This window comes from Massilia sp. 01N417 (genome assembly GCF_056399645.1).
On record NZ_JBFTRS010000008.1, the window covers coordinates 143,033 to 160,964 of the forward strand.

A 17,932-nucleotide genomic window follows, 5' to 3' on the forward strand; every position below is an offset into this window, starting at 1 on the left:
CGCATAAACAGAACACCCAGGAGGAGACATGAAATTCAAAGGTATGCGCTGGTGGATGGTGGGGCTGGTGACGCTCGGCCTGATCGTCAACTACCTGGCACGCAACACCCTGTCGGTGGCGGCACCGACCATGATGGCGGATCTCCACATCACGACCGCGGAGTACTCGTATATCGTGGTCGCGTGGCAGGTCTGCTACGCCGTGATGCAGCCGGTGGCCGGCTATGTGCTGGATGCGATCGGCACCAAGATCGGCTTCGCGGTGTTCGCCCTGGCCTGGTCGCTGGCCTGCGCCAGTGCGGCGCTGGCCAGCGGCTGGCAGAGCATGGCCTTCTTCCGCGGCCTGCTGGGCCTGACGGAAGCGGCCGGCATTCCGGCAGGCGTGAAGGCCACCACCGAATGGTTCCCGGCGCGCGAGCGCTCGGTGGCGATCGGCTGGTTCAATATCGGTTCCTCGATCGGCGCCCTGTGCGCACCGCCGCTGGTGGTGTGGTGCATCCTGCACGCCGGCTGGAAATGGGCCTTCGTCGTGGTGGGCGCGATCGGCATCGTCTGGACCCTGCTTTGGACCTTCTTCTACAAGCACCCGCGCGACCAGAAGATGCTGCTCGATTCCGAACGCGATTACATCCTGTCGGGCCAGGAAGCGAAGCACGCCGACGATGCGAAAAAAGCCGGCTGGCGCCAGATCGTGAAGAGCCGGAACTTCTGGTCGATCGCGATCCCGCGCTTCCTGTCCGAGCCGGCCTGGCAGACCTTCAATGCCTGGATCCCGCTGTACATGGCCACCGAGCGTCACATGAACCTGAAGGAGATCGCCGCCTTCGCCTGGCTGCCTTTCCTGGCCGCCGACATCGGCTGCGTGCTGGGCGGCTACCTGTCGCCGATCATCCACAAGCGTTTCAATGTCTCGCTGTTCCAATCCCGAAAGTGGGTGGTGGTGATCGGTTCGCTGTCGATGATCGCACCGGGCTGCGTGGGCCTGGTCGAGAGCCCCTATACCGCGATCCTCCTGTTGTGCATCGGCGGCTTCGCCCACCAGACCCTGTCGGGCGCGCTGTATTCGATCACCTCGGACGTCTTCGGCAAGAACGAAGTGGCCACCGCCACCGGTCTTGCCGGCATGTCCGGCTACCTGGGCGCGACCCTGTTCACGCTGCTGTTCGGCGTGCTGGTCACCCATGTCGGCTACAGCCCGATGTTCGTCGTGCTGGCCGTTTTCGATGTGCTCGCCGCCATCGTCGTCTGGATGCTGGTCCGCGAAAGCGGCCCGCGTCCGCCCATGAAAGTCGTGTCGTCCATCGAGACGGCGCAAACCTGAGCAACCAAGCAAGAGAGTAAGAAAATGACGCAATTCATCTCCAGGAAAACCCTCCTGGCGGCTGCCGCCCTGGCTTGCCTGTCGAATGTCTCGATGGCCGAAACCACCCTTGGCGAGCTGGCCAAGCTGAAGGTCGACACGACCATCTACGGCTTCCTGAACGGCCAACTGGAATCGGTCCAGGCCCAGGGCGGCGCAACCCCGTACGGCACCCGCGGCCGCGTTTCGGACGGTAACTCGCGCCTCGGCTTCCGCGGCAATATCGGCGTGACCGACGACCTGAAGGGTATCTGGCAGCTCGAAGCCGCGCTGAACAACTTCGACCAGGGCGGCGTGAACACCCGCGGCGAATCGACGACACTCAGCTCGCGCAACTCCTATGTCGGCATCGAGAGCGCCAGGTTCGGCAGCTTCGTGGTCGGTAACAACGACTCCGTCTACCGCAGCCTGATCGGCTCGGGCGGCGAGTTCGGCGGCAACGTCGGCCTGACCGTGCACGGCCTGGACGTGTGGAACAACACCTCGGCCCAGATGTCGGGCAATGCGGACAGCGTGTTCGGCCGCGGCGAAGCGCGCTACAAGAACTCGGCCCACTACATCTCGCCGGAATACTTCGGTTTCCAGGTCGGCGCCTCCTACGGCTTCGACGAGAACCAGGAGAGCAACACCAACCGCGGCCGCTGGTCGGTGGCCGCCAAGTACAACCGGGGTCCGCTGACCCTGGGCGTCGGCTACGACCGCCAGAACAACACCGGGGTCGATCTCGATGCCGTGGTCCAGGGCTACGGCTTCCGCACCACCGATTCCTCGGGCGTGAACACCAGCTTCACCAAGGTCATCGGCCGCTACAAGCTGCCGACCCACACCACCATCGGCCTCGGCTTCGAGCAGGGCAAGTACGGCTACGAGCAGGTCTCGGTGCCGACCGCCGGCAGCTTCTACACCTCCACCACCTACGGCAGCATGAAGCAGAACGCGGTGATGCTGTCGGTGGCCCAGGACATCGGCAAGGCCAGCATCATGGCATCGGCCGGCAAGCTGTTCGACCTGAAGGGCGCGACCTTCGGCAAGGAGAGCGACTACGCCGCCAACCAGTACTCGATCGGCGCGATCTACAACCTGAACCGCTACCTGAGCCCCTACATCTACTACACCAAGATCCGCAACCACGCCCAGCAGAGCGTGAACCTGGGCCAGGCGCCTGTGTACAGCAACAACGCCGGCAAGGAAGACGCCTTCCTGGCCCCGGGCGACAGCCCGCGTGCCTTCGGTATCGGCCTGATCGCACGCTTCTGAGCGCTGCAGCGACAAGAAACAAGAGACACGGAGAAGCAAGGTAATGACCAAGCAAGACAAGAAAGCCGCGCGCGTCGCCAAGGACGCCCGCCTGGTAGTACCGATGCTGGCGATCGCCGCATCGCTGGCCGCCTGCGGCGGCGGTGGCGGCGGCGGTTCGACCGAATCGGCCGTCACCTATACCGCGGGCAGCGTGTACCAGGTCGGCACCACATCCTACGATGCGGACCTGCCACCGGAACCGACCCTGCCTGCCGACACCCAGGTGTGCGCGGTACTGGAAGCGAATCCCAAGCTGGTGCGCCGTCCGGACGGCTCGCTGCCGCCGGAAGCCGATCCGAACAAGGCCGGCGTGGGCGTGGCGCAGGACCCGGCCGTGATCAATCCCGACCAGGCCCGCATCCAGGCCGCGCTGGACGCCTGCGGCGCCGCGGTCGACGCCGAAGTGGGCGCGAAGATCGCCGCCGCCGACGCCGCCGCGACGGCCGCCCAGCAGGCCGCCGCCAAACCGAACGTCAACATCGCCGGCGTGTCCGGCGAAGAACTGGCCAAGCCGCAGTACAAGGCATCGAAGTTCGCCGTGCGCCTGGTCGTCAACCCGAAGGGCGGCGACGGTTTCATCTCCGGCCCGCTCACTCTGCCGTCGGGCGTGACCCTGTGGATCGACAAGGGCGTGACCCTGTACGCGACCCGCGACGCCAAGGCCTATTCGCCGAACGTGGCCGGTCCCTACTGCGCCAACACCGCGGTCTCGTCGAGCAAGGCCGGTTCGTCCTCGAACTGCCTGCCGCTGATCGGCGGCAGCAACCTGGTCAACTCGGCCGTCGTCGGCGACGGCTCGATCGACAGCCGCGGCTACGCCGAGATCGTCACCACGGACAAGCTGTACCCGCTGATGAAGGTCGACATGACCTGCTCGAACACCTACGCGGCCTACGCCAAGGGCCAGCAGGCGGCCGACGGCACCGCCTGCGACGACGGCGGCACCGTGGTCAACTCGAAGTCCTCCTCGCGCAACATGACCTGGTGGGACCTGGCCTACCTGGGCAACATGGTCCAGAACGGCACCACCGGCTACGGCTCGCAGTCGAACTTCCGCATGATGGTGTTCAACTACGCGAAGAACCTGACCCTGTACCGCATCACCCTGAACAACAGCGCCAACTTCCACGTCGTGCCGAGCGGCGTCGATGGCCTGACCGTGTGGGGCGTGAAGGTGCAGACGCCGTCGCTGGCCGCCTTCGCCAACCCGGCGGGCAACGGCAATCCGCTGTACACCGGCGAAGTCTTCAACGAAGACAACGTCAAGAACACCGACGCCTTCGATCCGGGTTCGTCCTCGAAAGCCATCTCCGACTACCTGGCCACCGGTTCCTCGACCAGGTCGGCCGCCAGGATGTCCTTCGACGGCTACCTGAAGAACTTCGTGTTCGCCTATAACTACGTGTCGACCGGCGACGACGACATGGCCTTCAAGGGCAGCCAGAATCCGTCGCCCGCCGGCTCGGGCCTGCCCGGCATCGACGGCAAGCGCGACGTTCGTTCGGACCGCAAGTACGGCATGGTCGTGGCTCACAACCATATCTACTACGGCCACGGCATCTCGGTCGGTTCCGAGACCAACGCCGGCGTGACCAATATCGAGGTGTACGACAACTCGTTCTGGGATTCGGAAGAAGGCCTGCGCATCAAGTCCGACTATGCGCGCGGCGGCGAAGTGAGCAACGTGCATTACCGCTACGCCTGCATCAAGGACGCGACCAATGCGCTGCTGTTCACGCCGTACTACTCGACCAAGGCGCTCCCGAGCGCCGGCCCGCTGTTCCCGAACTTCCATGACATCACCATGGACAACATCCGCATCCAGGGCAAGACCGCGGTCAAGCTGCAGGGCTTCCAGGCGAATACCGGCGGCTTCGGCAACCCGCAGTACCCGCTGGTGATGAACATGAACAACGTGGTCGCCGACAGCCCGGACGACATCGCCCTGACGACCTCGGACGCGAAGCTGACGATCAAGGGCGTGAACCTGCCGCTGATCGCCACCGCCGACAACCGCAACGTCCTGAACGGCGTGCCGACCAAGGCCGTCGATCCGGCCAAGGTGGTGGACTGCTCGAAGGCCTATGTCGACTTCCCGGCGATCGGCGCCTCGAACTACTTTGGTTCGAGCTGGGCTACTCGCCGTTGATGCCTGGCCCCCGCGCAGGCGGGGGCCAGCTGAATGATTTCAAGGACAACTCATGGAAGCACAAACCGTCTACGCGATCGGCGAATGCATGATCGAGCTGCAGCGCAGCGCGGGCAGCGCCGGCATGGATTACCGCTTCGGCGGCGACACCCTCAATGCGGCGGTCTACATGGCGCGCCTGCTGGATCCGGCCAGGGTGCGCGTGGCCTATGTGACCGGGCTCGGCGTCGACGGCATGTCGGACGAGATGCTGGCCGGCTGGGAGCACGAAGGCATCGACACCGCCTGCGTGCAGCGCCTGCCGGACCGCCTGCCGGGCATCTACATGATCGAGACCGACCCCGGCGGCGAACGCCGCTTCCATTACTGGCGCAAGGATTCGGCGGCCCGCCACTGGCTCGAGGCCCCGCAGGCCGGCAAGGTGCTGGTGCAGCTGGCGGCCGCGCGCATGGTCTACCTGTCGGGCATCAGCCTGGCGATCCTGTCGGACGCCGACCGCGAACTCTTGATCGCCGCGCTGGCCCAGTGCCGCGCGCGGGGCGGCAGCGTCGTCTTCGACAACAACTACCGTCCGCGCCTGTGGGAAAACGCCCAGGCGGCGGCCGGCGTCTACCGCCGCGTACTGGCGCACACCGACATCGCGCTGCTGACCCTGGACGACGAACATGCCATTTACGGCGCAGAGACCGCCCGCGACGTGGTCGAACGCACGCGCGGCTACGGCGTCCGCGAGGTGGTGGTGAAATGCGGCGCCGCGCCCTGCCTGGTGTGGGCCGAGGGCCAGCTGCATGAAGTCGCACCGGTGCCTGTGAAAGACGTGATCGACACCACCGCGGCCGGCGATTCCTTCGGCGCGGCCTATATGGCGGCGCGGCTGTCGGGGCAGGATCCGGCGGCAGCGGCAAGGGCAGGGCACAGGCTGGCGGGGGCCGTCATCACGCATCGCGGGGCGATCATTCCGCGCGAGGCGATGCCGGCGTAAGGACACCGTGATTTCCGCACGCTACGGCAAGTTTCGTTAAACTTTCGTCCATGAACACTCCGACACCCCCAACCACCCTGGCCGAATCCGGCCTGAGCGCTTCGCGCCGCGTCTATCTCTGCCTGCGCCAGCGCATCGTCGAGATGAGCATGCTGCCCGGCGAGCGTGTCGTCGAGCGCGATATTGCCGAGGAATTCGGCACCAGCCGCACGCCGGTGCATGAAGCCGTCCAGCGCCTCGCGGACGAAGGCCTGATCGAGGTGATCCCGCGTTCCGGCACCTTCGTCTCGCGCATCCCGCTCGACCAGCTGGAAGAAGCCAACCTGGTGCGGCATGCGCTGGAGACGGCCGTCATCGAGAAGGCCGCCGAGCGCGCCGGTCCGGAGGGTGTCGACAGGCTGCGCGCCATTCTCGCCGAGCAGGAGGCGGCCACGTCGGCAAATGACTTCCGCGCCTTTCACCGCGCCGACGAGATGTTCCATGCCACGCTGACGGAGCTGTCCGGCTATCCCGGCGTGTGGCCCATCATCCTCCAGGCCAAGACCCAGATGGACCGCTACCGCCAGCTGACCCTGCCGCTCGAAGGCCGCATGGCCGGCGTGCTGGAAGAGCACCGCGCCGTGGTCGCGGCCATCGAGGCGCGCGATCCGGGCGCCGCCGTGGCCGCGATGCGCGAGCATCTGGACCACGTGATGCCGGTGCTGGAAATTACGCGAAAATTGCGGCCCGAGTTCTTCACGAGCCACCTCAACAAGCGACCCCTGCGCTAGAATTGCCGTAGGTCAGCCTGAGCGGGGCCTCGGTGGCGCAAGCCGGATAGCTGGGACGGCGGGCAGGCCGCGCAGGCGGGCGATTTGATAACATGGTGCCTTGTTCACTCTTTACGAATGCCGTCATGCCGAAAAACAAGCGCCCAGCTCCCCGCAAAACCGTGAAACAGGCGGCGGAGCCCGACCACGAGGCGCTGGCCCAGAACCTGGTCGATCTCGCACTCGAGATCACCGAGGCCGACCCCGAGGACCTGCAGGCCGCCGCGCGCAGGCCGCAGTACGATCAGGACCTGCTGACCCTGATCCGCCGCTCGCTGCGCCGCCAGCACGACGAGATCCTGTACGGCGCCATCGAAGCCGCCCGCTACACCGATCCCGAGTGCTGCCGCTACCTGCAGGAGCACATCGAGGAGGAGGCGGCGACCCTCCACTTGCGCGACGACGCCGGCGCCGAGCTCGAGATCGACGCCTTCATGATCCCGCTGTTCGTCAGCAGCACGGGCGGGCTGAAGGCCGCCGAGGTCTTCCAGGACGACGCCGCCTTCGAGGAACTGAGCGACAGCTTCCGCCATACCGGCCTGGCCAGCGCCGACAGCCGCGTGGTCCTGGTGCGCTACCTCTACGATCTCGACGAGGTCGATCACATCGGCTACAGCGTGCTGCAGCAGATGCTGAAGGAAGCCGCGGCCACCATGCGCAGCAAGAAGCTGGTGGCGGCGCCCACCATCGAGGCCAGCATGCGTGGCTGGCATGCCAGCGGCTACGGCCCGGACGACGAGGCGATGGAACTGCGCTTCCTGCTCGGCTTCTCGCTCAAGAACGCCGACGATCCCTTCTATAAAGTGCCGAAGGACGAAGCGGCGGCGGACGCGTATTTCGAGGGCCGCATGGCGCGCTACCGCATGTGGGCCGGCAGCATCGCACCGCTGCTGTCGCGCTGCCTGTCGCCGCGGCCGGCGGAGATCGAACTGAATTTCCTCTACCAGGACCTGTTCTACGGCGCCAAGGAGCAGGGGGTGGCCGAGCTGGCGATGCTGGCCACCCTGGCCGACGTCAACGGCCGCCTGGACGACCTGGACGTGGAGCCGGAGCGCATCAAGGCCGTGGTCGCGCCGGTGGATCTGGGCGACCACGCCGCGTTGCGCATCAACCTGTATCCACTGGACGGCGGCGCCCCGTTGGCGACCGTCGACAAGCCGCTGGACCTGGCGGCCGACCTGGAAACCGAGATGGAAGACCTGTGCGACGGCTTGAGTACGGTCGGGCTGGATGGGGTGCTGGTGGCGCGCGGCTTCGACGAGGGTGGACAGCCGGAGGGGGCGGAGGCTTATCTGAGCGATTAAGGTGTCAGACCTCGTTCCCGCCACCGCAGCGTCGTCCCCGCGCAGGCGGGATCCAGGTTTGCTGGCGTTACCGAAACGCGTCCAACTTGGGTTCCCGCCTTCGCGGGAACGACGGGATTGGTCTCGCAATCCCACCGTTTCCAGCAATTCCTTCCCCGTAAAGACGTTTTTTTCACACTTCCGTTCTCTATTTAACCCTGCGCACGCTTGAGTGCACGGGCGATTTTCGTAGTGTTTTTTCCTGATTAATCGTAGGAGTGATCCTACATTTTTGACTAACAGTCACAAGCCTCCCTAGGAAGGCCGGGAGCGCGATCCCCATTTCTGTTACCCGTTGTTAATATTGCAATTGGTAACTGAAAATCTTAAGAATTTTGCATGTTACGATTCTCGGGTCCGGCACCCGGAATCCTGCCGCGCCCAAGCGACATGCGAAGGGTTCCGCCGGTTGCATTCCAGCTCAACTAGAACGCCCTGAGGCGAAAGGAACTTAAAAAATGCCAACCCTGATCGTGTTTTGCCACCTGCGTTGGGACTTTGTCTTTCAGCGTCCCCAGCACCTGATGACGCGCCTGGCGGAACACTACCGAATCCTCATCGTGGAGGAACCGGTGTATCACGAAGGTCAGGCGCACCTGAAGAAGACGGCCGTCGCGCCGAACATCACGGTGTGCCAGCCGCATACCGCGATCCATGCACCCGGTTTCCATGACGACCAGATCCCGACCCTGCAGACCCTGCTGGCCGACCTCGTGCCGGAAGGCGAGAAGCCGGTGGTCTGGTTCTACACCCCGATGGCCCTGCCGCTGCTGCAAAGCTTCGAGCCCTCGCTGGTCGTGTACGACTGCATGGACGAACTGGCCGCCTTCAAGAATCCGCCGAAGCAGTTGGTCCAGCGCGAGAGCGCACTGCTGAACATCGCCGACCTGTGCTTCACCGGCGGTCCGAGCCTGTACAACTCGAAGAAGGAACGCCACAACAACGCCCACTGCTTCTCGAGCAGCGTCGACGCCAAGCACTTCCAGAAAGCGCTGGACCGTTCGTACAGCCACCCGGACCAGGCGAACATCCCGCATCCGCGCCTCGGCTTCTACGGCGTGATCGACGAGCGCTTCGACACCGAACTGATCCGCGAAATGGCCGCCGCCCGTCCGGACTGGCAGATCGTGCTGGTCGGCCCGGTCGTGAAGATCGATCCGGCCCACCTGCCGCAGGCCGCCAACATCCACTACATGGGCCAGCGCACCTACGAGGAGCTGCCGAAGTTCCTGGCCGGCTGGGACGTCTGCCTGCTGCCGTTCGCGATGAACGAATCGACCAAGTTCATCAGCCCGACCAAGGTATTGGAGTACATGGCCGCCGAACTGCCGTCGGTCAGCACCCCGATCACCGACGTCAAGGTGCCTTACGGTGACGTGGTCGCCATCGCCGAGACCCCGGACGAGTTCATCGCCGCCTGCGAGCGGATGCTGAACATGACCCCGGAGCAGAAGGCCTCGCTGGCCGAGCGCATGCGCGCCATCGTGGCCAACACCTCGTGGGACAAGACCGCGAATGCGATGCAGCAGCTGATCCAGACGACCGAGCCGGCCAACAAGGCACAGCGTCTGACTGCGCACCTGGCCGACGTCGCCGCGGCCGGCGCCGGCAACGTCAGCCCGCTGCCCGTCAAGCAGGCGGCACCGGCGGTCGACGTCGACCAGCAGCCGATCAAGGCCCAGGCAGCCGAATAAACTGCAGGACCTCAAATAAATCCGCCCCGGCGCAGCGATGCGCGTGGGCGGATTTTTGCTTTTGTGGCAAAATCGCTGGATGAGTATCCTGCACCGTCTGCCTTACGAGTGGCTGATCGGCCTGCGCTACACCCGCGCCGGCAAGCGCGCCAGCCGCAACCGCTTCCTCTCCTTCATTTCCCTGATCTCCGTGGCCGGGATCGCCCTCGGCGTGGCCGCCCTGATCGTCGTGCTGTCCGTGATGAACGGCTTCGAAAAGGAGGTCACCGCGCGCATGCTGTCGGTGCTCGCCCATGTCGAGGTGATCGCCGCCGACGGCGCCATGCCGGAGTGGCGTTCGCTCGAACAGCAGGCGCTGCGCAATCCCGAGATCAAGGCCGCCGCGCCCTACGCGGAACTGCAGGGCATGCTGCTGCGCGAAGACAGCATGAAACCGGTGGTGATCCGCGGCGTGCTGCCGGAGGCCGAGGCGGCGGTGTCCGAGATCGCGCAGCAGACCAAGTCGCACAGCCTGTCGTCGCTGGCGGCCGGCTCCAACAACGTGGTGCTGGGCAGCGAACTGGCGCGTTCGCTCGAGGTCAAGCCCGGCGACAAGGTGCGCCTGCTGGTGGCAGCGCCCGGAGCGTCCGGCCAGCCGGGGCAGATCGCCACCCGTCAGCGTGTGTTCACGGTGTCCGACGTCTTCGATTCCGGTAACTACCAGTTCGATTCGGCCCTGGCCTTCGTCCACATCGAGGATGCCGAGAGCCTGCAGGGCTTGAGCGCGCCGACCGGCCTGCGCATGCGCCTGGCCGACATGTATGCGGCGCCGCGCGTGGCGGTGGAACTGGCACGCAGCCTCGACGAGCGCTTCATGGTGCGCGACTGGACTCGCGTGAACGCCACCTGGTTCGCCGCCGTGCAGTCGCAGAAGCGCATGATGTTCGTGATCCTGACCATGATCATCGCGGTGGCCGCCTTCAACCTGGTCTCGACCCTGGTGATGACGGTGCGCGACAAGCAGGCCGACATCGCCATCCTGCGCACCCTGGGCGCCTCGCCGCGCTCCGTCATGCGCATCTTCGTGATCCAGGGCACCCTGGTCGGCATCATCGGGACCTTGCTGGGCGTCTTGTTCGGCGTGCTGGTCGCGCTGAACGTGGACGTCATCGTGCCCGCCATCGAGCACCTGTTCGGCGTGCAGTTCCTGGCCAAGGACATCTACTTCATCAGCGAGGTGCCGAGCGACCTGCAGTGGACCGACGTCGGCCGCATCGGCGGGGTCGCGGTACTGCTGGCCTTCGTGGCGACCCTGTATCCCAGCTGGTCGGCGGCGCGCCTGCAGCCGGCGGCGGCGCTGCGCTACGAATGAGGTGAGATTCCGCGCGCATTCGGCGGTTTGCGGCTGATAAGCTCTGCGGGTTGTTTTCAAACCTGCAAGGAACCACCGGATGCGCCGCATACTCTCCCGTACCGTCCTCGCCGCTGCGCTTTCCGCGCTGCTGGCCCCCGGCCTTTCCGCCGCCGCCTTCGACCCGAACGCGGTCGTCCCGACCGGCCCCGAGGTCAGGATCGGCAAGCTCTCCAACGGCCTGACCTATTACATCCGCCAGAACAAGCACCCGGCGCGCCGCCTCGAACTGCGCCTGGTGGTCAAGGCCGGCTCCATCCTCGAAGACGAGGACCAGCGCGGCCTGGCCCACTTCACGGAACACATGGCCTTCAACGGCTCGACCCATTTCAAGCGGCACGAACTGGTGTCCTGGCTGCAGTCGATCGGCGTGAAGTTCGGCGCCGACCTGAACGCCTATACCTCCTACGACGAAACGGTCTACATCCTGCCGGTGCCGAGCGACAGCCAGGAGCACATCGACAAGGGCTTCACCATCCTCGAAGACTGGGCCCACGGCATCGCCTTCGCCGATGCCGACATCGACAAGGAGCGCAGCATCGTCCTCGAGGAGCTGCGCACCCGCAAGGGCGTCGGCGAGCGCGTCACCAAGCTGGTACAGCCGAAGCTGTTCAACGGTTCGCGCTATGCCGACCGCAGCATCGGCGGCAGCGACGACTCGATCCGCGGCTTCAAGCCGGACGCGCTGCGCCGCTTCTACCGCGACTGGTACCGGCCCGAGCTGATGGCCGTGGTGGCGGTCGGCGACGTCGAACCCGAGGAACTCGAAAGGCAAATCAAGGCGCACTTCGGCGCGCTGCGCAATCCGGCGGCGCCGCGCCCGCGCGCCTATGCCGAAATCGCGCCGCTGGCGGTCACCGAAGCCCTGTCTCTGACCGACCGCGAGCTGCCGATCAATTCCGTATCGGTCCATTATCCGGTGTCTCCGGCACCTGAGCGCAACACCTACGGCGGCTACCGCGAGCGCCTGCTCGAACGCCTGACCGGCACCATGCTGGCCCAGCGGCTGGCCGGGCTGTCGCAGCAGCCGAATCCGCCCTTCGTCGGCGCCAGCAGCGGGCTGGGGCAGATGACGGCGCGCTACCGCGCCTACACTGCGCGCGCGGTGCTGGGCGCGGGCGGCAGCGCACCTGCGCTGGCGGCGCTGCTGCAGGAACAGCAGCGGGCGCGCCGCTTCGGCTTCAGCGAGGCCGAGCTGGATCGCGCGCGCAAGAGCCTGCAACGCAGCCACGAGCGCAGCTACGACGAACGTAACCACATCTCGTCCGGCAGCCATGTGGCCGAGTACCTGCGCAACTTCCTGACCGGCGAAGCGCTGCCGGGCAGCGAGGCCGAGCACCGCATCGTGCAGGAGATGCTGCCGGCCATCACGCTGGACGAAGCGAATGCCTTCGCCCGCAAGACCATTCCCGGCGACTCCGCCAAGCTGGTGGTCTACACCGGCGGCGAAACGGTGCCCGCGCCGGCTGCAAGCCAGCTGCTGGCGGAAGCCGCGGCCGGCGAGCAGGCGCCGGTAGCGGCACGCGAGGAAAAGGCGGTGGCCGGCCGCCTGATGGAAGCGCCGCCGAAGCCCGGCGCCATCGTCGCCGAGAGCGAGGACAAATCGCTGGGCGTGACCCGGCTGACCTTTTCGAACGGGGTCAAGGCCATCGTCAAGCCGACCGACTTCCAGCAGGACGAAGTCATGTTGATGGCCTGGCGTCACGGCGGCCAGAACCTGTTCGACGAAAAGGACCTGGTCAACGCCCGCCACGCCAGCGCCCTGGCGGCCGCCATGGGCCTGAAGGACTTCACGCCGCTCGAACTGGGCAAAATGATGGCGGGGCGCCACGCCCACGCCGGCTTGCAGCTGGCTCCGGACGTCGAAGTTGCGACCGGCGTCGCCGGGGCCAGACCCGACGACATCGAGGCCATGCTGCAGATGCTGTGGCTGCGCTTCGACGGCGTGCGCCGCGATGAAGGCCTGTACAAGTCCTACCTCGCCAAGGAGGAGGAAGTCCTGCGCCAGCGCGACGCCTTGCCACAGACGCGCTTTGCCGACGCACTGGTCGACACCCTGTACGCCAGGCACCCGTACGAGCCGCGCGCCACCGTACTGGCCGACCTGCCCAAGGTCGACCTCGACCGCAGCCTGGCGCTCTACCGCCAGCGCTTCTCCAGCGCCAAGGGCTTCACCTTCGTGGTGGTCGGGAATGTCGACCTGTCGACGCTCAGGCCGCTGCTGGCCGCCTACCTGGGCAGCCTGCCGACGCCGGACCTGCCGCTGGCCTACCGCGACGTCGGCCTGCGCTACGCGAGCGGCGTGATCAAGCGTGAAGTGAAGGCCGGTTCAGAGCCGAAGAGCACGGTGTCCCTGAACTTCACCGGCCCGGCCAGTTGGTCGCCGGACGAGCAGCTGCGCCTGGACGCGCTGGTCGAGGTCATGAACCTGCGCATCGTCGAGGTCCTGCGCGAGAAGATGGGCGTCATCTACAGCGGCCGCATGAGCGGCGGCATCAGGCGCTCGCCCGCCGGGCAGTACCGGATCAGCACCTCGCTGCCGACCGGTCCCGACCAGGTGGAACGCCTGACCTCGGCCCTGTTTGCTGAGATCGACCGCATCAAGACGGCGGGGCCGGACCCGGCCGACCTCGACAAGGTCAAGCAGAACTGGGGCCAATCCTGGCCGCGCAGCCTGCGCAGCAATGCTTTCTGGGCGGCGCAGCTTGCCGGTGCGGAGCTCTACGGCAGCGATCCGCACCGCGTCCTCGACCACCTGCAAAGGGTGGCAAAGCTCACGCCGGACGAGGTGAAACGGGCGGCGCAGCGCTACTTCGATACCGGGAACTACGTGCAGGTGGTGTTGAATCCGGAGCCGCCTGCGGCTGACAAACCGGCCGTCGCCGGCGCGCTCACACCTCGATGACCAGCTCCGGCCGGAACGCCGCCTGCTCGCCCTTGTTCGCATAGCCGAGCGGGTTGGCGACCACGCGGCAGGCACGCGGCCGGCCGTCTGCTGCGCCTTCGACCACGTAGTCGTTGGCGCAGTGCAGGTGGCCGTGCATCCAGATGTCGGCCCAGGGGATCACGTCATCCATGCTGTTGCAGAAGCCGGCCGTGCCCGGCGTGAGGCCATAGCGCGGATCGGCGCTGCGCAGGCTGGGCGCGTAGTGGGTGACTGCCACCGTCGGGCCGTCGAAGGGCGCGGCCAGGGCGGCGCGCAGCCATTCCTGGCAGGCCAGCGACATCTCGCGCTGCTCTTCGGCCAGCACCGGTTCGCCCTTGCGGAAGGTGGTGTTCTTGCTCAGGTAGTAGTTGGCGGCTCGGAAGGCCTTGCCGCGCGCCTGCAACTGCTTGGCCAATTCCCGTTCCTGGCCGGCGAGGGCGTCGAAGTCGCTCCACAGCGTGCTGCCGATGAAGCGCACGCCGTCGATGACGATGGTCTCGCGGTCCAGCCATTCGATGCCGAGGACATTGCAGACGCGTTGCAGGCGATCGTAGGCCTCGTCGTGTTCGAGGCCGTCGAATTCGTGGTTGCCGGGGACGTAGACTACCCTGGCGGCGCCGAAATCATTGCGTTGCGGGGAAAAGCGCGCCAGGCCGAAATCCTCGTCCGGCAGGCGCGACCTGGCCTGGTAGGAGCCGATGTCGCCGGCCAGTACGATCAGGTCGGTGCCGGGGTGGATGAGGGGTTCGAAGCCGGGATCGCGCTCGAGGTGCAGGTCCGAAAAAAGCTGAATTCGCATGATCGGACCAGTATAGCCGTTACCCGGCGCCGGTGCGCCGGCAGGGAGCCAGGCGGCGCACCGGGCGTCGCGCCGGTCAGGCCAGCGGGTCGATCGCGAACGCCGGCATGCGCGTGTTCTTCTGCGCGGCGTCGAGGAAGGTATCGGCGGTCGTCAGCGCCTCGTTGATGGTGACGTCCATGTCGAGGTAGCGGTAGGTGCCGAGGCGGCCGACGAAGGTCACGTTCTCTTCCTGCTTGGCCAGGTTGACGTAGCGCTCCAGCTGGGCTTTCTCGCGCGCCTGGCGGATCGGGTAGTAGGGCACGTCCTTCTCTTCGCACTGGCGGCTGTACTCCTTGTACATGATCGAGCCTTCGTGCTGCTCCCACGGCGAGAAGTGCTTGTGCTCGGTGATGCGGGTATAGGGCTGGGCGTCGTCGCAGTAGTTGATCACGGCGTTGCCCTGGTAATCGCCCTGGGCGCGGAAGACTTCGAAGTCCAGGGTGCGGTAGGGCAGGCGGCCTTCGGCATGCTTGAACCAGGAGTCGATCGGGCCGCTGTAGAACACGTGGTCGTAGTCGACCTTCGAGTCCGGGTCGAACCTGGTGTTCAGGTGCACCGTGATGCCCGGGACGTCGAGGATGCGCTCCACCAGCACCGTGTAGCCGTCCTTCGGCATGCCCTGGTACTTGTGGTTGAAGTAGTTGTCGTCGTAGTTGAAGCGCACCGGCAGGCGTTTCAGGATGCTGGCCGGCAGTTCGCTGGGGTGCAGGCCCCACTGCTTCATGGTGTAGGTCTTGAAGAAGGCTTCGTACAGCTCGCGGCCGACGAAGCGCAGCGCCTGTTCCTCGAAGGTGGTCGGGTTCTCGATCGACTTGTCGCCCAGCTTGGCCAGGAATTCCTGGGCTTCGGCCGGACGCATGGTCTTGCCGAAGAACTGGTTGATGGTCAGCAGGTTGATCGGCAGGGTGTAGACGGCGTTGTTGGTGATCGCCTTCACGCGGTTCACGTAGGGCATGAACTCCATGTGACGCGTCACGAATTCCCAGGAGCGCTCGATATCCGTGTGGAAGATGTGCGGACCATAGACGTGGACCATGACGCCGGTTTCCGGGTCACGTTCTGAATGACAATTGCCCGCCACATGGGGACGGGACTCGAAGACTTCGACGTTATAGCCCGCCTGGGCGAGCTGGTTGGCGATCACGGCTCCCGAGAATCCCGCGCCGACGATGGCGATATTTTTTTTCATCTGTTTTATCCTAACTGTTGAGTTGAATCCGCAGGCTTGCGGCGGCCGCAAGACCCGATGCTTGGGTGCAGGATGTGAACATGGGGCGGAGCAGAGTGCACAGGAAACAGGCACAGACAGCATGCGCGGCCGGCCCTGCATGGGGCGCGGCGTTCAATATCGTGCCAAAAATATATCATCGATCACCCATTCGGCATCGCACAATTGGATGCGTTAGAACGGGTACTGACAGGGGGATGTCGAGGGGCGTAAACGAAAACTGCCGGCTGGGCCGRCAGTTCCTTCCAACGCGATCGCGGGATGCGATCAGCGCTTGTCGTTCTTGTGGCTCTGCGAGCCCGCACGGGCGTGCTGTTCCGAAGAACCGCCGCGGGTGCCGCCGTTGCCGGCGTTGTTGCCGCCCGATTGCTGGTTGCCGTCGTTCTTGTGGCTTTGCGAGCCGGCGCGGCGTGCTTCTTCCGAGGTGAACTCGTGGGCGTTGCCCGAAGCGTGGGCGGCGCGGCCGCCTTCCGAGGCGATTTCACGTTGCTTCTGCGGGTCCATACCTGCAAAACCGCGGTTGCCGTTATTGCCGTTCTGTTGGTTGTTTTGTGCCATGATCATTCTCCTTTAATGAATGGTTGCCATGCGTTCCTCAAAGCGAGGAGTTGGGTTCATCTTATGCGACATGCATAAGCCCGGCTATAGGACTCCTTATGGCAGCGCTGTAGGATGAGTCCGGCGGCCTCTGCAGCATCAGTGGCGCCACGACTGGTCGGGGGCCACGCCCGCCGCCTGCTGCAGCACGCCCGGCGGATCGGCCAGGCGCACGATCGACAGTGGATGGGCGAAGCGGATGCCTTCCTCCTGGAAACGGCGATAGATCTCCAGGAAAATGTCCTGCTGGGCGTCCATGTGCAGGATGTAGTCCGGGCTGCGGAAGTGGTAGACGACTTCGAAGTTCAGCGACCATTCTCCCCACTGGAACAAGTGGGCCCGCTCGAAGTCGACGTTCTGCCTGGCCGTGATGATCTCGCGGATGATGCGCGGCACCCGGCACAGCAGCTCCTCGCTGGTGCCGTAGGCGATGCGCAGCACGAAGGCGACCCGCCGCGTCTCCATCCGCTTGTGATTGTGGATACGGCTTTTCAGCAGGTCGCCGTTCGAGAACACGACCTGCTCGCCGCCCAGGCCGCGCACCCGGGTCGTCTTCAGGCCGATGTGCTCGACCGAGCCCAGCACCTCGCCGACGATGATGAAGTCGCCGATCTCGAAGGGTTTGTCGAGGGTGATCGAGAGCGAGGCGAACAGGTCGCCGAGGATGTTCTGCACCGCCAGCGCCACCGCGATGCCGCCCACGCCCAGGCTGGCCACCAGGGCCGTGATGTTGACGCCGAAGTTGTCGAGCACCATCAGGAACACGATCACCCACAGGGTCAGGCGCAGGCTGAAGCCGAGGATGGCGCTGGAATTGCGGCGCGTGCTGTCCTGGGCCTGGTAGAGCTGGTTGCGCCAGGCGCGCAGGCCGACGTCGCCCCAGACCGCCACCTGCATCAGCAGGGCGGCGACCGCAATGCGCGAGACGAACAGTGCGCGCGGCCGGCTCAGCTCCAGGAAGGTACTGCCGAAATAGACGCCGAAGGCGACGATGAACAGCAGATAGGTCCGCGACAGCATCTTGACGACCAGGTCGTCGATCCTGGTCTCGGTCGCAGCCGAACGCGCGGCCATGCGGCGCAGCACCAGGGCGCGCACGGTGGCCATGGCGGCCGTCGCCAGCACCGTGACCAGCAGGGCCAGCGCCCAGTCTTCGAGGGAATTGCCAAGGAAATCAAGCTGGCGCAGGTGGGCCAGGTCGGGAAAACGCATCGATACACTCCGGGAACATTCGAGATACCGTCCTAGTGTGGGGGTGCCCGGCGCTGAGGTGCGCACAATTGACTTTCGGAAGCGTCAAGCATACATTGTCTT

General features: G+C 65.5%; 13 protein-coding genes. 9 read left to right on the forward strand and 4 right to left on the reverse strand.

Annotated elements, in window-relative coordinates; all coding sequences use genetic code 11:
- Positions 1 to 28 precede the first annotated feature (28 nt).
- The 9 genes from AC1DOQ_RS11215 (at position 29) to AC1DOQ_RS11255 (ending at position 13,931) form a co-directional block, all read left to right on the forward strand.
- Positions 29 to 1,321, forward strand: coding sequence for an MFS transporter (locus AC1DOQ_RS11215; protein WP_477363390.1), 1,293 nt, complete (start codon positions 29 to 31; stop codon positions 1,319 to 1,321).
- 24 nt (positions 1,322 to 1,345) lie between these two features.
- Entirely contained in the window at positions 1,346 to 2,617 is a 1,272-nt protein-coding gene (locus AC1DOQ_RS11220) for a porin (protein WP_477363393.1), read from the forward strand.
- 103 nt (positions 2,618 to 2,720) lie between these two features.
- On the forward strand, positions 2,721 to 4,808 hold the full coding sequence (locus AC1DOQ_RS11225; RefSeq protein ID WP_477363596.1) for a glycoside hydrolase family 28 protein: 2,088 nt from the start codon (positions 2,721 to 2,723) through the stop codon (positions 4,806 to 4,808).
- Between the two features lie 52 nt (positions 4,809 to 4,860).
- A complete protein-coding gene (kdgK, locus tag AC1DOQ_RS11230) occupies positions 4,861 to 5,790 on the forward strand; it encodes a 2-dehydro-3-deoxygluconokinase (RefSeq protein WP_477363395.1) in 930 nt (309 codons plus the stop codon).
- Positions 5,791 to 5,840: 50 nt separating this feature from the next.
- Positions 5,841 to 6,560, forward strand: coding sequence for a GntR family transcriptional regulator (locus tag AC1DOQ_RS11235; protein ID WP_477363398.1), 720 nt, complete (start codon positions 5,841 to 5,843; stop codon positions 6,558 to 6,560).
- Between the two features lie 161 nt (positions 6,561 to 6,721).
- On the forward strand, positions 6,722 to 7,903 hold the full coding sequence (locus AC1DOQ_RS11240) for a hypothetical protein (protein ID WP_477363401.1): 1,182 nt from the start codon (positions 6,722 to 6,724) through the stop codon (positions 7,901 to 7,903).
- A gap of 497 nt (positions 7,904 to 8,400) precedes the next feature.
- Entirely contained in the window at positions 8,401 to 9,636 is a 1,236-nt protein-coding gene (locus AC1DOQ_RS11245; protein WP_477363404.1) for a glycosyltransferase, read from the forward strand.
- Between the two features lie 79 nt (positions 9,637 to 9,715).
- On the forward strand, positions 9,716 to 10,987 hold the full coding sequence (locus AC1DOQ_RS11250) for a lipoprotein-releasing ABC transporter permease subunit (RefSeq protein ID WP_477363407.1): 1,272 nt from the start codon (positions 9,716 to 9,718) through the stop codon (positions 10,985 to 10,987).
- A gap of 79 nt (positions 10,988 to 11,066) precedes the next feature.
- Positions 11,067 to 13,931: a M16 family metallopeptidase gene (locus AC1DOQ_RS11255; protein ID WP_477363410.1), complete on the forward strand. Its 2,865-nt coding sequence runs from the start codon at positions 11,067 to 11,069 to the stop codon at positions 13,929 to 13,931.
- Here the strand turns inward: AC1DOQ_RS11255 and AC1DOQ_RS11260 are convergent.
- From AC1DOQ_RS11260 to AC1DOQ_RS11275, 4 genes are all read right to left on the reverse strand, one after another.
- Positions 13,918 to 14,751 (reverse strand): metallophosphoesterase, encoded by an 834-nt coding sequence (locus AC1DOQ_RS11260; RefSeq protein ID WP_477363413.1) that lies wholly within the window; start codon positions 14,749 to 14,751, stop codon positions 13,918 to 13,920. The two genes, AC1DOQ_RS11255 and AC1DOQ_RS11260, sit on opposite strands and share 14 nt — an antisense overlap.
- A gap of 76 nt (positions 14,752 to 14,827) precedes the next feature.
- Complete coding sequence (glf, locus tag AC1DOQ_RS11265; protein WP_477363416.1) at positions 14,828 to 15,982, reverse strand: UDP-galactopyranose mutase; 1,155 nt, start codon at positions 15,980 to 15,982, stop codon at positions 14,828 to 14,830.
- A gap of 306 nt (positions 15,983 to 16,288) precedes the next feature.
- Entirely contained in the window at positions 16,289 to 16,579 is a 291-nt protein-coding gene (locus AC1DOQ_RS11270) for a KGG domain-containing protein (protein WP_477363419.1), read from the reverse strand.
- A 138-nt stretch (positions 16,580 to 16,717) separates the two neighbouring features.
- Positions 16,718 to 17,830: a mechanosensitive ion channel family protein gene (locus tag AC1DOQ_RS11275; protein ID WP_477363422.1), complete on the reverse strand. Its 1,113-nt coding sequence runs from the start codon at positions 17,828 to 17,830 to the stop codon at positions 16,718 to 16,720.
- Positions 17,831 to 17,932 lie beyond the last annotated feature (102 nt).

What these genes read in the sequence shown, in the direction of transcription:
- AC1DOQ_RS11220 (WP_477363393.1), top strand. Translation starts at nt 1,346, where the DNA reads ATGACGCAATTCATCTCCAGGAAAACCCTCCTGGCGGCTGCCGCCCTG.
- AC1DOQ_RS11235 (WP_477363398.1), top strand. Translation starts at nt 5,841, where the DNA reads ATGAACACTCCGACACCCCCAACCACCCTGGCCGAATCCGGCCTGAGC.
- AC1DOQ_RS11275 (WP_477363422.1), bottom strand. Translation starts at nt 17,830, where the DNA reads ATGCGTTTTCCCGACCTGGCCCACCTGCGCCAGCTTGATTTCCTTGGC.
- AC1DOQ_RS11250 (WP_477363407.1), top strand. Translation starts at nt 9,716, where the DNA reads ATGAGTATCCTGCACCGTCTGCCTTACGAGTGGCTGATCGGCCTGCGC.
- AC1DOQ_RS11225 (WP_477363596.1), top strand. Translation starts at nt 2,721, where the DNA reads ATGCTGGCGATCGCCGCATCGCTGGCCGCCTGCGGCGGCGGTGGCGGC.
- AC1DOQ_RS11260 (WP_477363413.1), bottom strand. Translation starts at nt 14,751, where the DNA reads ATGCGAATTCAGCTTTTTTCGGACCTGCACCTCGAGCGCGATCCCGGC.
- AC1DOQ_RS11255 (WP_477363410.1), top strand. Translation starts at nt 11,067, where the DNA reads ATGCGCCGCATACTCTCCCGTACCGTCCTCGCCGCTGCGCTTTCCGCG.
- AC1DOQ_RS11215 (WP_477363390.1), top strand. Translation starts at nt 29, where the DNA reads ATGAAATTCAAAGGTATGCGCTGGTGGATGGTGGGGCTGGTGACGCTC.
- glf (WP_477363416.1), bottom strand. Translation starts at nt 15,982, where the DNA reads ATGAAAAAAAATATCGCCATCGTCGGCGCGGGATTCTCGGGAGCCGTG.
- AC1DOQ_RS11245 (WP_477363404.1), top strand. Translation starts at nt 8,401, where the DNA reads ATGCCAACCCTGATCGTGTTTTGCCACCTGCGTTGGGACTTTGTCTTT.
- AC1DOQ_RS11270 (WP_477363419.1), bottom strand. Translation starts at nt 16,579, where the DNA reads ATGGCACAAAACAACCAACAGAACGGCAATAACGGCAACCGCGGTTTT.
- kdgK (WP_477363395.1), top strand. Translation starts at nt 4,861, where the DNA reads ATGGAAGCACAAACCGTCTACGCGATCGGCGAATGCATGATCGAGCTG.